At 71.6% G+C, this 13,859-nt stretch carries 12 protein-coding genes and 1 tRNA gene; 2 read left to right on the top strand and 11 right to left on the bottom strand.

Going from position 1 to position 13,859, the window contains the following annotated elements:
• Positions 1-94: 94 nt before the first annotated feature.
• Together IPK81_05225 and IPK81_05230 are read right to left on the bottom strand one after the other, a co-directional pair.
• Positions 95-910 carry a DMT family transporter gene (locus tag IPK81_05225; GenBank protein QQS14962.1) on the bottom strand — a complete coding sequence of 272 codons (816 nt, stop codon included), beginning with the start codon at positions 908-910 and terminating at the stop codon, positions 95-97.
• Positions 911-966: 56 nt separating this feature from the next.
• Entirely contained in the window at positions 967-1,893 is a 927-nt protein-coding gene (locus tag IPK81_05230) for a MarR family transcriptional regulator (GenBank protein QQS13638.1), read from the bottom strand.
• 175 nt (positions 1,894-2,068) lie between these two features.
• Between IPK81_05230 and IPK81_05235 the strand changes: the two genes are divergently transcribed.
• Both IPK81_05235 and IPK81_05240 read left to right on the top strand, forming a co-directional pair.
• A complete protein-coding gene (locus IPK81_05235; GenBank protein QQS13639.1) occupies positions 2,069-3,955 on the top strand; it encodes an AMP-binding protein in 1,887 nt (628 codons plus the stop codon).
• A gap of 96 nt (positions 3,956-4,051) precedes the next feature.
• Positions 4,052-4,128, top strand: a tRNA-Pro gene (locus IPK81_05240).
• Between the two features lie 68 nt (positions 4,129-4,196).
• Here the strand turns inward: IPK81_05240 and IPK81_05245 are convergent.
• The 9 genes from IPK81_05245 to trxB form a co-directional block, all read right to left on the bottom strand.
• The gene (locus IPK81_05245; protein QQS13640.1) at positions 4,197-4,754 is read right to left on the bottom strand and encodes a hypothetical protein; all 558 of its coding nucleotides are present in this window, start codon (positions 4,752-4,754) and stop codon (positions 4,197-4,199) included.
• Positions 4,755-4,783: 29 nt separating this feature from the next.
• Positions 4,784-5,803, bottom strand: coding sequence for an NADPH:quinone oxidoreductase family protein (locus tag IPK81_05250; GenBank protein QQS13641.1), 1,020 nt, complete (start codon positions 5,801-5,803; stop codon positions 4,784-4,786).
• Between the two features lie 32 nt (positions 5,804-5,835).
• Positions 5,836-6,741 (bottom strand): RnfABCDGE type electron transport complex subunit D, encoded by a 906-nt coding sequence (locus tag IPK81_05255; protein ID QQS13642.1) that lies wholly within the window; start codon positions 6,739-6,741, stop codon positions 5,836-5,838.
• Between the two features lie 21 nt (positions 6,742-6,762).
• Entirely contained in the window at positions 6,763-8,127 is a 1,365-nt protein-coding gene (locus IPK81_05260) for a DUF2330 domain-containing protein (protein QQS13643.1), read from the bottom strand.
• A 111-nt stretch (positions 8,128-8,238) separates the two neighbouring features.
• Positions 8,239-9,378 carry a M20/M25/M40 family metallo-hydrolase gene (locus tag IPK81_05265; GenBank protein QQS13644.1) on the bottom strand — a complete coding sequence of 380 codons (1,140 nt, stop codon included), beginning with the start codon at positions 9,376-9,378 and terminating at the stop codon, positions 8,239-8,241.
• 13 nt (positions 9,379-9,391) lie between these two features.
• The gene (locus IPK81_05270) at positions 9,392-10,375 is read right to left on the bottom strand and encodes a tripartite tricarboxylate transporter substrate binding protein (GenBank protein QQS13645.1); all 984 of its coding nucleotides are present in this window, start codon (positions 10,373-10,375) and stop codon (positions 9,392-9,394) included.
• A 79-nt stretch (positions 10,376-10,454) separates the two neighbouring features.
• Positions 10,455-11,513, bottom strand: a complete 1,059-nt coding sequence (locus IPK81_05275; protein QQS13646.1) for an extradiol ring-cleavage dioxygenase — start codon at positions 11,511-11,513, stop codon at positions 10,455-10,457.
• 423 nt (positions 11,514-11,936) lie between these two features.
• Positions 11,937-12,827, bottom strand: a complete 891-nt coding sequence (locus IPK81_05280; protein QQS13647.1) for a LysR family transcriptional regulator — start codon at positions 12,825-12,827, stop codon at positions 11,937-11,939.
• Positions 12,828-12,885: 58 nt separating this feature from the next.
• Positions 12,886-13,857: a thioredoxin-disulfide reductase gene (gene trxB, locus IPK81_05285; protein QQS13648.1), complete on the bottom strand. Its 972-nt coding sequence runs from the start codon at positions 13,855-13,857 to the stop codon at positions 12,886-12,888.
• Between the last annotated feature and the right edge of the window lie 2 nt (positions 13,858-13,859).

Genomic DNA, 13,859 nt, shown 5'->3' on the forward strand with positions numbered 1-13,859 from the left:
CGATGATTTTTTGCAGGGGTGCCTCCGGGGAGACGCTCCGGACCGTCACGCGGATGCCACGTACCGCGTCGCGGAACGAGGCCACCAGGGATGCCTACGCCTCGCGCACCGGACGATGCGCCAGCCACAGCCCCAGCGCGAGGCAGGCGAGCGCGGCGGCGAACAGCGGCGACAGCCGCTCGCCGAGGAAGATCCAACCGAGCGCGGCGGAGGTGACAGGGCCGAGCGCGATGAACACGGTCACCCGCGTCGGCGTCGTGTGGGCGAGCGCCCACAACCACAGAAAGTAGCCGACGCCGCTGGCCAGCCCGATGAACAGCACCGCCAGCCATGCCGTCGTCGTGAACCGCGGCCAATGGTCGAAGAACCCCTCCAGCCCGGCCAGCGGCGCCAGGAAGGCGATCGACGCCAGCATCGCGAAGGCGCCGACCTGCAGTGTCGGATATCGGCGCACGTAAGGCCGGTAGAGGACGCTGCACACCGCGCCGCACAGCGCGCTGGCGAACACCGCCGCCTCGCCCCACCAGCCGCCGCCGCCCGGCGCCAGCGCCTTGTCGCCCAGCGCCAGGCCGACGCCGGCGAAGGTCAGCGACACGCCCAGCGTCTTCGCCAGCGTCAGGCGCTCCATGCCGGCGGCGGCGGCGATCACCATGGTCAGCAGCGGAAACGTCGCGAAGATCAGCGCCGCGCGGCCCGACGGCATGAACCGCAGGCCCCAGTTCAACAGCGCGATCAGCACGCCGAACTGGACGATGCCGAGCAGCGCCACCGGCACGATGTCGCCGCGCGCGAAACGCGTCCGCGGGATCGCCGCCGCCATCGGCAGCAGGCAGAGGACGCCGACGACGTAGCGCAGCAGCGCCAGCGCCGCCGGGGTCGTCTGGTCGATGGCGTGGCGGCTGGCGACCATGGCGGCGCCGACCAGCACGCCGCTGCCGGCGGCGGCCCACGCCGCGCGCGCGGCGCTCACAGCGGCTTGTCCCAGGTCTCGCCGACCAGGTCGCAGCCGAACTTGTGGTAGGGCTCCTCCGCCACCAGCGCGTAGCCCTCGCTGGCGTAGATCGCGCGCGCCGCCAGCAGCACGTTGTTGGTCCACAGCGTCATCTTGCGGTAGCCCGCCGCGCGCGCGAACCGCTCCGCCTCGCGCACCAGCCGGCGTCCGAGGCCGGTGCCGCGCGCCTCCGGCTCCACCAGCACCAGCCGCAGCCGCGCCACCTCGTCGCTGTCGCGCACGACGAAGGCCGAGCCGATCTGGCGGCCGTCCTTCTCGGCGATCCACGACGCCTCCCGCGCCGGGTCGAAGCTCAGGATCAGCTTGGCGGCGATCTCCGCGACCAGCGCCTCGAACTCGTGGTTCCAGCCGAACTCGCGGTGGTAGAGCGTGGCGTGGCTGGCCACGACCCAGCCCATGTCGCCGATTCGGTGCGGCCGCAGCACGAAGGGCTCGCGGGCGGGCCCACCGCCCAGCAGGCGCTCGATCGTCGCCATCGCGTCCAGCAGCGTCCGCTGGTCGCCCTCGGCCAACGCGCCGAGCACGGCCGTGAACTCGCGCTGCGAGGCCTTGTCGAGCGGCGCGAAAGCCTTGCGACCGGCGCGGGTCAGGGTCAGCAGGCTGCGGCGCGCGTCGTCGGCCGCCGGACGCCGCGTCAGCAGCCCGCGCTGCTCGAAACCGCCGAGGATGCGGCTGAGGTAGCCGGCGTCGAGGCCGAGATCGCGCGCCAGACCGGTGGCGGTGGTGTCGTCGCGGTGCGCCAATTCGTAGAGCACGCGCGCCTCGGCCAGCGGGAACGGGCTGTCGTTCAGCCCCTCCTTCAGCACGCCGATGCGCTGCGTGTAGAAGCGGTTGAAACGGCGCACGGCGCGGGCGCGCGCGTCCAGCATTTCGGCGTCCATGACGGGCCTCCCGACCGTGGGATGGCGACTGTCAATCGATCATTTGACTATGTCAACTATATGCGGCCCGGCGGCTTCCGCCTTCCGGCCGCGCGCCGGGGCGGCTGGACGACGGGCGCGGGCGCCCGCTAAATGCGGCGGAACGAGAACGAGCGATCCCGGGAGCGACGAATCCATGACCGCGGCCGATCTGCGCCAGGTGCCCTTCAAGCCGATCGATTTCCTGCCGCGGGAGATCGACGTCGACCGCCGCGACGACGGCACGCTGGTGGTGCGCCACCGCCATCCGCTGATGCCCTACGAGCGGCACGTGACGGCGTTCCTCGCCAAATGGGCCGCCGAGGCGCCGGACCGCGTGTTCCTTGCGCAGCGCCGCGGGCCGGACCGCCAGTGGCTGAAGCTCGCCTACGCCGAGGCCAAGCGGCAGGTCGACGCCGTGACGCAGGCGCTGCTCGACCGCGGCGTCGGGCCGGACAAGCCCGTCATGATCCTGTCCGGCAACTCGCTGGAGCACGCCGTCCTGACCTTCGCCGCCATGCAGGCGCGCGCGCCGGCGACGCCGGTGTCGCCGGCCTACGCGCTGCTGAGCAAGGACTACGTCAAGCTCAAGCACGTGTTCGAGCTGGTGCGGCCGGGCCTGATCCTGGTGCAGGACGGCCCGCCCTTCGCCGCCGCGCTCGACGCGCTCGACCTGACCGGCGTGGTCGTCGTCCATGTCGACCGGCCGGTGCCCGGCCGCCAGTCGGTCGCGTGGGACCAGCTCGTGGCGACGCCGCCGACCGACGCGGTGCGCCGCTCGGTCGAGGCGATCACGCCGGACACGGTCGGCAAGTTCCTGTTCACCTCGGGGTCCACGGGGATGCCCAAGGCCGTGATCAACACCCAGCGCATGATGTGCGCCAACATCGCGATGGGCCAGCAGGTGCGGCCCGACCGCGGCAAGGAAGAGCCCGGCGTCGGGCTGGCGTGGCTGCCCTGGGCGCACACCATGGGCGGCAACGCCGGGCTTCACGCCGCGCTGGCCGACGGCTCGACGCTCTATCTCGACGACGGGCGGCCGCTGCCGGGCCAGTTCGACGAGACCATCCGCAATCTGCGCGAGATCGCGGTGACCGGCTTCTCGAACGTGCCGGCGGGGTACGCCGCGCTGGCGGTCGCGCTGGAGCGCGACGAGGCGCTGGCGGCCAAGTTCTTCAGCAAGCTCAAGATCCTCGCCTATGGCGGCGCGACGCTGCCCGACGACCTCTACGAGCGCATCGAGCGGCTGGCGGTCAAATACACGGGCTACCGCATCCCCTTCATCACCGGCTGGGGCAGCACCGAGACGGCGCCGACCGCGACGCTGACCTATTGGGCCAGCGAGCGCGTCGGTCTGGTCGGCCTGCCCTTCCCCGGCGTCGAGCTCAAGATGGTGCCGGTGGGACCACCGGATTCGCGCGGCCAGCGCTACGAGATGCGCCTGAAGGGCCCGCTGGTGATGCCGGGCTACCACAAGCGCCCCGACCTGACGGCGGCGGCGTTCGACGAGGACGGCTTCTACAAGATCGGCGACGCCGGCCGGCTGGTCGATCCCGGCGACGTGGCGCAGGGCATCGTGTTCGACGGCCGCGTGGTCGAGGATTTCAAGCTGATGAGCGGCACCTTCGTGCATGTCGGCTCGCTGCGCACCGCCGCCGTCGGCGCCGCCTCGCCGGTGCTGCAGGACGCCGTCGTCGCCGGCCAGGACAAGGAGTACGTGGCGCTGCTCGGCTTCCCCAACGTGATGGCGTGCCGCCAGCTCGCCGGCGATCCGGAGGGCAAGCTGTCGATCCCCGAGCTGCTGCGCCATCCCGCGGTGGTGACCCGCGCGCGCGACGGCCTGCGGGCGATGAACAAGGCCGCGACCGGCTCGTCGCTGCGCGCGCAGCGCCTGCTGCTGATGGCCGAGCCGCCGTCGATCGACGGCCACGAGATCACCGACAAGGGCTACGTCAACCAGCGCGCCGCCCTGGAGCGCCGCGCCGCGCTGGTCGACGCACTGTACGCCGATCCGCCGGGCGAGGGCGTGATCGTGGTCGGGTGAGCGGCGCGAAATAGCCGCGCCGCGCGGCTTGCGGGGGCGGCGGGCGGCGGCTATAAGGCCGGCCGCTCCGGGTACCAGGACCGGCGCGGACGATGCCGGAGTGTAGCTCAGCCTGGTAGAGCACTAGCTTCGGGAGCTAGGGGCCGGAGGTTCGAATCCTCTCACTCCGACCAATCGCGAAAACGCCGCGTGGATCGCTCCGCGCGGCGTTTTTCGTCGGCCCGGCGCCCGAACCGGCGCGTCAGCGCCCTTCCGGCCGGTAGGACGCCACGACGTTGCGCATCAACGGCATGGCGCGGTCGTAGGCGGCGCCGTTCGAGGCGTCGAGCAGCTGGTAGGCGTGCGCGCCGGGCTCGGAGATCACCGCCACGATCACCGCGCCGCCGCCGGAGCGCCGGGGCACCGAGAACACCTCGGCGCGGCGGCCGCCGCCCATCTGCAGCGGGATCGGCGCCAGCCGGTTCGGCGCGCCGAGCCCGTCGCCGACGCCGGCGCGCGCCGCCAGGCGCGCCGCCAGCCGGTCGGCGCTCTCGGCGGTGCGCGCGACGCCGATCTCGGCCGTCGCCTGGCCGCCGCCGCTGCCGGCGTTGAGCCGCGCAGGCGACCGGGCGCCGGTCGCCGACCCCGTCCAGTCCGACGGCGTCATCACGGAGTAGCTCAGCACGCCGGGCTCCGAGACCATGACGCGGTTGTCGGGTCCGCGCGTCCAGGCGCCCGCGCCGGATTCGGAGCCGGTCGCGCAGGCGGCGAGCGCGCCCGACGCGAGGATGGCGGCGAGCGCGCGGCGGCGGAACATCATGGGCATACTCCGATGCGGACGCGGCGCGGTCATCGTGTCGGGTCCAGCGCCGCCTTGCCGACGACCTTGCGGTCCTCGATCAGGCGGAAGGCCGCGACCCAGTCGGCGAGCGGGAAGATTCCGGCGGCCCTGGGCTTGAGCTTGCCGGCCTCGAGCCAGCCGAACATCTCGCTGAAGGCGTCGCGCACCATGCCGCGCCGCCGGTCGAGGTCCGGGTCCGGGCCGCCGCCGCGGCCGCTCCAGCCGTTGTAGTAGCCGTAGTAGAAGCCGATCACCGTGATGTTCTTGACCAGCAGGATGTTGGCGGGGATCTGCGGCACGCGGCCGCTGGCGAAGCCCATCGGGATGATCCGCGCCTCCGGCGCCACGCAGCGCATCGAGGCGTCGAACACCTCGCCGCCGACCGGATCGTAGACCACGTCGACGCCTCTGCCGCCGGTGATCTCCAGCACCCGGGCGCGGATGTCCTCCGACCGCGAATCGACCACGTGGTCGGCCCCGTGGGCGCGCGCGACGGCCAGCTTGTCGGCGCCGCCGGCGGTGGCGATGACCGTGGCGCCCATCGCCTTGCCGACCTCCACCGCCGTCAGACCCGAGCCGCCGCCGGCGCCGTGCACCAGCAGCGTCTCGCCGGGCCGCATGCGCGCCTTCCAGCGCAGCGCGCCGTAGGCGGTGGGATAGAGCGTCGGGAAGTTGGTCGCGGCGGCGAAATCCAGCGAGTCCGGGATCCTCTGGAGATTGTACGCCGGCACCACGACCTCGGCGCCGAACGCGCCACTCGACGTCGGGCCGCAGACGCGGTCGCCGGCCTTGAAGCCGGCGACGTCGTCGGCCGCGTCGAGGACGATGCCCGCCATCTCGTTGCCCGGGATGTAGGGCAGCGCCGGCTTGTTCTGGTGCTTGCCCTGCACGCCGAGGATGGTGGCGAAGCTGACGCCGGCGGCGCGCACCGCGACGCGCACGTGCCCCGGCGCCATCGCCGGCACGGGCATCTCCTGGATCTTGAGGCTGTCGATCGGGCCGTATTCCGTGCAGACGAGCGCGCGCATCCTGAGAAATCCACCAAGCTTCGGAACGGCCCCTAACCTAGCGACGATGGTGCCGCTGGCAACCTTTCCGTGGCCGGCGGGGGCGGCGCCTCGGGGCGCCACTGGTGCTTGGGCGCCGGCATCAGCCAGTCCATGACGGGCACCAGCGGCGTGGCGATGATCAACGCCCAGATCAGGCCGTTGGTGCGGAACAGCACGAAGTGCCAGGCGAAGGCGATGACGGCGACGATGAAGGCGTAGAGGTAGCGCATGATCCGCCGGTTCGGCGTCGTCATGGGGTCGGTGATCATGAAGAACGTGAACAGGATCAGCGCGCCGCTGGCGAGCTGGTTCTCGAGCACGGCCCAGCGCGCGCCGAGGTAGACGATGCGCAGCGCCAGCAGCCCGACGTAGAAGGCGAGGAACGCCCAGGCGATGTCGAAGCGCCGCGCGCTGCTGGAGACGGTGACGCCCAGCACCGCCACCCACAGCGCCAGCGACATGTCGTTGCCCCACTGGCCCGGCGAGATCCACGCGCCGGGCAGGAACAGCAGCGCGACCATGGCGCCGAGATTGGCGGGATTGAAGATGTGCTTGCCGCGCACGCGCACCGTGAACTTGGCGCCGATCGCCAGCGTGGCCACCAGCGGATGCACCCACAGCGAGTCGGCGCGCACGAGGATCGAGAGCCCGAAGCACGTCACCACGGCGCTGAGGATCCCGTGCGCCGGCAGGCCGAGCCAGCGCGCGCCCAGGGCCTGCGTCGTCAACCCGAACGCGAAGGTCAGGACGACCTGCTCCCAGCGGATGGCGAAATCGCGCATGAACGCGCCGGCCAGCAGCAGCGATCCGAGGAACAGGATCTGCAGCACGCGCGCGTCGAGCCGGCTCCACGCGTCGCGCAGGCGGACGAGCGGCGGGACCGGACCGGGCGCCGGCGCGAGATCGATGGAGGCCATCGCCCCCCCCGCGCCGGCGCGCTACCGGCGCGGCGTCGCGGCGGGCGCCTCGCGCTGGCGGCGGCGGACCTCGTCGATGTTCCAGCCCGTCAGATTGGAGAGGGTCTGGACCTCGCGCTCCTGGCGGGCGCGCAGCGCGCGGCCGTATTCGACGGCGGCCGGGCACTGCGCCGTCGCGCCGGTCGGACCGCTCCACGGATGGCGCAGCACGTAGCGGGTCTGGAAGTTCTGCCGGTCGCCGGTCTCCTGGAGCGCGAGGTCCTCGGGGAAGCTCTCGCGGGTGTAGCGCACGTGCAGCCGCGTCAGCGTCACGGGCGCGGCGCCCGGCGGCATCGGCGTCGGGCGGACCCTGCCCTGCCCGCCGGTCTGGCCCGCCGGCCCCTCGCCCAGCCACGTCACGCCGGCCGCCAGCAGCTCGTCGCGCGACAACGGATCGGCCGCGCAGGGATCGCACCACGCCATGTCCCAGACGTACTCCGTGAACACGGCGCGGAAGCCCTCGTCGCGCGCGCGGCGGTCGAACATCGCCTTGTAGAAATCCTTGAACCGGCCGGGATCGCGCAGACAGGTCGGCAGATCCATGTTGGCCGGCAGCTTGACCGTGCGGTAGTTGGTCGACTCGACGCGCCCGGTCTTGCTGAGGACGTAGACGATCATGTCCTGCGGGCCCTGGGCGTTGATCATGCCCAGCCGCATCGGCAGCATGAACTTCTCGCTCTCGAAGGTGAACTGGATCGGCCGCAGGAACTGCCCGCCGGTCTTGGCCTGCTCCTTGAGGTTCACCTTGGCGACGAAGAACTTCATGCCCTGCAGGATGTAGGGCCGCAGCGCCGGCGCGGCGCCGGCGGGGATGCGGTAGCCGTTCTGCGTCAGCCAGGTCTCCAAGCCGTCGGATTCGGTGGCCGAGAGGATGACGATGTCGTACTCGCCGACCGAGAAGCTGTCCTCGACGGTCACGCCCAGCGCCTTCTCGCCGCGCCGGGGGGCGCCGCCCGCCATATCGCGCGACGAGGAGGGCGCCATCGCCACCATCGGCGGCCGCGGCGCGCACGGATCCTCGTCGAAATACTCGGCCAGCCGCGGCGCCGAGTAGGAGTCGAGCCGCTCGAACGTCTTCTTCTCGATCACCTTGACCTGCTCGCGCCGCAGCACGACCGGCACCGGCACCACCAGCGCGAACTCGGTCAGCGCGCCCTTGTAGTCGTTGAGCATGGACAGCGTCGTGCGCCGCCCGTCGCGCGCCAGGATCACCTGCGAGGCCTCGTTGAACAGCGAGCTGTCGGCCTTGCCGACGTAGAACCCGCAGAACGCCGAGGCCGGCGCGCCGGGCGCCAGCGCGAGCGGAACGGAGAGCGCGGCGGCGGCGATGGTGGCGCGTAGGATCATGGGCGTCCTCCCTGGATGCGGCGGCGCGAGTGTCCGGACCGACCGTGGCGCGGTGTGGCCGCGATCATGGCGGAACCGGGGCTGGCGGCGATCCTAGCCGGCGGCGCGCGCCTACGTCAGGGTTTCCAGCAGCCCGGCCATCAGGCGCGCCCGCGGCTCCAGCGAGGAGACCAGCAGGTGCTCCTCGTGCGTGTGCGCGCCGCCGCCAAGCACGCCCAGCCCGTCCAGCGTGGGGACGCCCAGCGCACCGGTGAAATTGCCGTCGCTGCCGCCACCGAACTGCCCGTGCGCGAGGTCGACGCCGACGCCGCGCGAGATCTCGCGGGCGCGCTCGTAGAGCGCCATCGTGCCGGGATGCGGCGCGAACAACGGCCGCACCGGCCCGCGCGCGACCTCGACGCGCACGCCGTCGCGGTCGCCGGCGAGGCCGGTCATGAACGCGACCACCTCGTCGAACGCCTCCGGGGTCGGCGCCACGGCCAGCACCTGGGCCGAGCACTCGATCGGGATGACGTTGACCCAGCGCCCGCCGGAGACGACGCCGACGCTGTAAGTGACGCCGCGCGCGAAATCCGAGCGCCGCTCGATCGCCTCGATCAACCCCGCCATGGCGCGGATCGCGCTGCGGCCGTCTCGGTTGGTCGAGCCGGCGTGCGCCGGCCGGCCGTGGGTGGTCACGGTGAAGCGCAGGAAAGCGTGGCGGCCGGTCACCACGGTGTTGCCCGGCCGGCCCGGCTCCGGCACCAGCACGTGGCGGTGCGCCCGCGCCTCGGCCTCGATCAGCGCCCGGGTCGACGGGCTGCCGACCTCCTCATCTGGCACGAACATGAACGTCACCGGCAGCTCCGGCCCGCCGCCCTGGCGCTGGGTCTCGCGCAAGGCGTGGACCGCGAGGTACATGCCGCCCTTCATGTCGAAGATGCCCGGCCCATAGACCCGGTCGCCGTCCCGCCGGATCGGCAGCGCGCCGTCGACGGTGCCGACCGGATGCACGGTGTCGAGATGGCCGAGCACGAGGATTCCCGGCCCCGCGCGGCGGCCCGGGACGCGCGCCAGCACGACGTCGCCGTAGCCGTCGACGCCCGCGACGCGCTCGATCGCGGCGCCGAGGCCGCGCATCGTCGCGGCGGCCACGTCCATCATGGCGTTGACGGCGCCGGCGTCGAAGGTCGGGCTCTCGCGCCCGACCCAGTCGAGGATGCCCGCGAGGATCTCCTCGGGGTCGAACGCGTTGGACCGGCGCGGCGTCATCGCGGGGCGGCGGTCACTCCGCCTTGATGCCCTTCTCGCGGATCAGCGTGCTCCAGCGCTTCTCCTCGCGGTCGATCAGCGCGGCGAGCTCGGCAGGGGTCGAGCTCTTGAGGTCGACGCCGCGCTCGGCGAAGGATTTGACCATGGCGGGATCGGCGCAGATCTTGGCGATCGCGGCCTGGAGCCGGTCGATGACCGGCTGCGGCGTGCCGGCCGGCACCACCATCGCCTGCCAGAACACCGCGTCGAAGCCCGGCAGGTTTCCGGCCTCCGCCACGGTGGGGATGTCGGGGAACGCCGGCGCGCGGGTGCCGCTCGAGATCGCGATGGCCCGCGTGGCGCCGCGTTGAAGCAGCGGCGCCGCCTCGAGCGAGGCCGAGAACATCATCTGCGCCTGGCCGCTGGCGAGGTCCTGGGCCGCCGGCGCGCCGCCGCGGTAGGGCACGTGCGTGATGTTCAGCCCAGCCATGTCCTTGAGCAGCTCGGCGCACATGTGGTTGACCGCGCCGATGCCGGAGCTGGCGATGTTGAACTTGCCGGGATTGGCCTTCACGTGCGCGATCAGCTCCTTCAGGTCCTTGGCCGGGAACGCGGCGTTGACCTGCAGGATGAACGGCGTGACCGACATCAGCGACACCGGCGCGAAGCTCTTCTTGGCGTCGTACTGGACGTTGCCCTGCAGCGTCGGGTTGATCACCAGCGAGGTGCCGGCGGCGTAGATCGTATGGCCGTCCGGCGGCGCCTTGGCCGAGAAATTGGACGCCACCGTGGTCGCGGCGCCGGCCTTGTTGTCGACGATCACCGACTGGCCGAGATCGGCGGTCATCTTGTCGGCGAAGCCGCGGGCCACGACGTCGTTGAGGCCGCCCGGCGGATACGGCACCACCATCGAGACGGGTTTCGCAGGCCACGCCTGGGCGCGCGCGCCGCCGGCCGCGAGCGCCGCGCCCGCCGCCAGCGCCATGCCCGACGCGGGCCGCCTGCCGAGATCCCTCATCGCCGTCCTCCCTCGAAGCCGGCGCCTGTGCGCGCCGTCGACGCCAGCATGCCCCGGCCGCCGGCCGGCGCCAAGCGCGCTACGCGGGATGGTAGGCGGCGAACACCTTGTTCGAGTTGAAGATCGAGGTCTCCACCCAGTCGCTCCAGTCCAGCCGCGCGCCCAGCGCCTCGACGGCGCCCATCAGCGCGAACCAGTTCAGCACCTCCTGCTGGCCCGCGTCCTCGACCTCGCGCAGCGACGTGCGCCGCCAGGCGTCGAAGTCGCCGGCGCGCAGCGCGTCGTAGAGATGGCGGTCGGCCGGCGTGTCGGGCCGCAGGCGGTGGGTCTTGTCGCACAGGAAGGCGTGCGACCAGCTCGACGAGGCCACCAGCGCCACGCGCCACGGGCTGGCGCGCAGGACGCGCGCGGCGGCCGCCCCCATCTCCATGAAGCGGCGGGGCGATGGCGACGGCGGATCGAACTCCACCGGATCGCCCATGCGTGTCAGGAAGCCTTTGCAGCTGATGACGCGGCGGCCGTAGCAGTTCAATGGAAACGTGACCACGGGATGGTCGAAGCCGCGCCGCCCGTAGTCGAGGAACAGGACGGCGTTGAGGAACGCGTGCGCCACGCCGTGGTGGTGCAGCGGCTTGTAGGCGTAGGCGACGTCGATTCCCGATTCCAGCAGGCCGGTCGCGAGGTGGCGCGCGATGTCCGGCCGTCCGCGCAGGGTGAACGCATGGTCGGGCCCCTCGCCCCAGACGTTCGCCTTGCCGCGCATCGCCGAGGAATCCTTGGCGTCGGCCCAAGGCCGCACGACCATGTCGGGATAGGCGCAGACCGTGAACGGCGGGATCACGTCCTCGCGGAAATTCTCGTACTGGTCGTCGCCCCAGATCAGCACCACGTCCGGGTCGAACGCGTCGAGCGCGGCGCGCACCCGCCGAAAGCCCGCGACCAGCGCCGCGCGGTGCGCCGCCGCCGCGCCGTCGTCGCCCCACTCCCGGCGCATCGCGTCGGGCCAGTTCGCCGGATCCTTCAGGGCCGGTGGAATCGCGGGATCCTGGAGCGTCCAGCGCAGGATGCCGGCCATGTCGTCGTCGGACCCGCAGAGCGGCGGGTAGTGGGTCAATCCCAGCGCGAGAATCTCCGCCATCGCCATCGCTCCACGCGCAGGAGGGCGTCGGGTCGGCGCCATCCGATCCGCGGAACCGCCCATGCCAACATCCGCACTCTACGCCGTGCGCACGGCCTCCCAGCGCGGCACGCCCGCCGCGCGCATCGAGCGCCCGGAGGCCGCCGCACCGACTCGAAAAAGAACAGGCCGGGTCGTGGGACCCGGCCTTAAGTCAAACAGGGAGGCTTCACGTCTGGGAGACGTAGGATCCGAAGATCCCTGCCCGAGGGATCGCCCCGGGCCCACCGCTAGCGGCGCTTGGAAGCGTCGCGCCAGCGACCTCCATAAGATGGGGTTCGCGCGGCCTGGAAACCACAGGGAATTGATCATCACAGCCATGCGACAGGGGCAATACCCTTGTCGCAACACGGGAATGCGCCCGCCAGCGACATCCTGTCGCCGCTAAAACCGGGTCTCCGCGACCTTGCGCAGCAGGAAATCGCGGAACACCGCGATCCGCTTGGAATGCCGCAATTCCTCGGGGTAGGTGAAGAAGACGTCGGTGGTGCGGGCCGCGAGTTCCGGCAGCACCTGGACGAGCTTGGTCGACTGGCGCGCGAGGTAGTCGGCCAGCGAAGCGATGCCCAGACCGTTCTCGACGGCGCGGAAGATGCCGTAGGTGTTATTGACGCGCAGCACGACCTTGCGCGCCTTACCGTCGGTGCCGCCGGCGGTCAGCAGCCAGTTCACGTCCTGCACCGGGGCGCGGGCGTCCTCGCCGAACACGATCAATCTATGGTTGTCCAAATCGGCGGGCTTGAGCGGTTTGCCGTATTTCTCGACGTAGGATTGCGAGGCGTAGACGTGGCTGTGCACGGTCATCAGGTGGCGCTGCACCAGTCCGGGCTGGCGCGGCGCGATCAGCCGCAGCGCCACGTCGGCCTCCCGCATGCCGAGGTCGAGCTCGTTGTCGGACAGGATCAGCGAGACGTCGATCTCCGGGTAGGTGTTGACGAACTCGTGGATCTGCGTGGTCAGCCAGGTCGAGCCGAAGCCGACCGTGGCCGTGATCTTGAGCCGCCCGACCGGCTTGTCCTGGTTGGCGTGCAGCAGCGCCTCGGCGGTCGCCACCTTGCCGGCCATCTCGCGGGCGGTGCGATAGAGCAGTTCGCCCTGCTCGGTCAGGATCAGGCCGCGGGCGTGGCGGTGGAACAGCATCACGCCGAGCTGCTCCTCGAGCGCGCCGATCTGGCGGCTGATGGCCGACTGGCTGAGATTCAGCTGCTCGCCGGCATGCGTGAAGCTGCCGGCCTCCGCGACCGCGTGGAAGATGCGCAGCTTGTCCCAGTCCATGATGCGCTCCCGTCCCTCTCTTCTTTCCTTGCCGCGCCGCGCGCGGTCGGGTCGCCGGCTATTCCGCCGCCTTGGCCGGCGCGTGCTCGTGCGCCGCGATGAACTTCTCCGCCTCCAGCGCCGCCATGCAGCCGGTACCGGCGGCGGTCACCGCCTGCCGGTAGATCTTGTCCTGCACGTCGCCGGCGGCGAACACACCGGGCACGTTGGTGCGCGTCGATCCGGGCACGGTCCGCAGATAGCCGTCGGCATCCATGTCGAGCTGCCCCTTGAACAGCTCGGTGTTCGGCGCGTGGCCGATCGCGACGAAGACGCCGTCGGTGGGAAGGGTCCGCGCCGCCCCGCTCAAGGTGTCGCGCAGCCGGACGCCCTTCACGAGAGGATGCGGCGCGGTCTCGCCGACGATCTCCTCGACGACCGCGTTCCACACTACCTCGATCTTCGGACTGCGGAACAGCCGGTCCTGCAGGATCCGCTCGGCGCGGAACGAGTCGCGCCGGTGGACCACCGTGACCTTCGTGGCGTGGTTGGTCAGGTACAGCGCCTCCTCGACCGCGGTGTTGCCGCCGCCGACCACGACGACCTCCTTGCCGCGGAAGAAGAAGCCGTCGCAGGTCGCGCAGGCCGACACGCCGCCGCCGCGGAACGTCTCCTCCGACGGCAGGCCCAGCCAGCGCGCGGTGGCGCCGGTGCAGACGATCACGCAGTCGCCGACATAGGTGTCGCCGGAGTCGCCCTTGGCGACGAACGGCCGCTTGGACAGGTCGATGGCGGTGATGATGTCGAACGCCACCGTGGTGCCGACATGCTCGGCCTGCTTCTGCATCTGCTCCATCAGCCACGGACCCTGGATGACGTCCGCGAAGCCGGGGTAGTTCTCGACATCGGTGGTGATCGTCAGCTGTCCGCCCGGCTGGAGGCCCTGCACCAGCAGCGGCTTGAGACTGGCGCGCGCGGCGTAGATCGCGGCCGTGAATCCGGCCGGACCCGATCCGATGATCAGGACCTTGCTGTGGTGCGTCTTCGTCATAG

Source organism: Rhodospirillales bacterium (assembly GCA_016699855.1).
GTDB lineage: Bacteria > Pseudomonadota > Alphaproteobacteria > Reyranellales > Reyranellaceae.

Coding starts and splice junctions, on each gene's coding strand:
- IPK81_05225 (QQS14962.1), bottom strand. CDS start 910: ATGGTCGCCAGCCGCCACGCCATCGACCAGACGACCCCGGCGGCGCTG.
- IPK81_05230 (QQS13638.1), bottom strand. CDS start 1,893: ATGGACGCCGAAATGCTGGACGCGCGCGCCCGCGCCGTGCGCCGTTTC.
- IPK81_05235 (QQS13639.1), top strand. CDS start 2,069: ATGACCGCGGCCGATCTGCGCCAGGTGCCCTTCAAGCCGATCGATTTC.
- IPK81_05245 (QQS13640.1), bottom strand. CDS start 4,754: ATGATGTTCCGCCGCCGCGCGCTCGCCGCCATCCTCGCGTCGGGCGCG.
- IPK81_05250 (QQS13641.1), bottom strand. CDS start 5,803: ATGCGCGCGCTCGTCTGCACGGAATACGGCCCGATCGACAGCCTCAAG.
- IPK81_05255 (QQS13642.1), bottom strand. CDS start 6,741: ATGGCCTCCATCGATCTCGCGCCGGCGCCCGGTCCGGTCCCGCCGCTC.
- IPK81_05260 (QQS13643.1), bottom strand. CDS start 8,127: ATGATCCTACGCGCCACCATCGCCGCCGCCGCGCTCTCCGTTCCGCTC.
- IPK81_05265 (QQS13644.1), bottom strand. CDS start 9,378: ATGACGCCGCGCCGGTCCAACGCGTTCGACCCCGAGGAGATCCTCGCG.
- IPK81_05270 (QQS13645.1), bottom strand. CDS start 10,375: ATGAGGGATCTCGGCAGGCGGCCCGCGTCGGGCATGGCGCTGGCGGCG.
- IPK81_05275 (QQS13646.1), bottom strand. CDS start 11,513: ATGGCGGAGATTCTCGCGCTGGGATTGACCCACTACCCGCCGCTCTGC.
- IPK81_05280 (QQS13647.1), bottom strand. CDS start 12,827: ATGGACTGGGACAAGCTGCGCATCTTCCACGCGGTCGCGGAGGCCGGC.
- trxB (QQS13648.1), bottom strand. CDS start 13,857: ATGACGAAGACGCACCACAGCAAGGTCCTGATCATCGGATCGGGTCCG.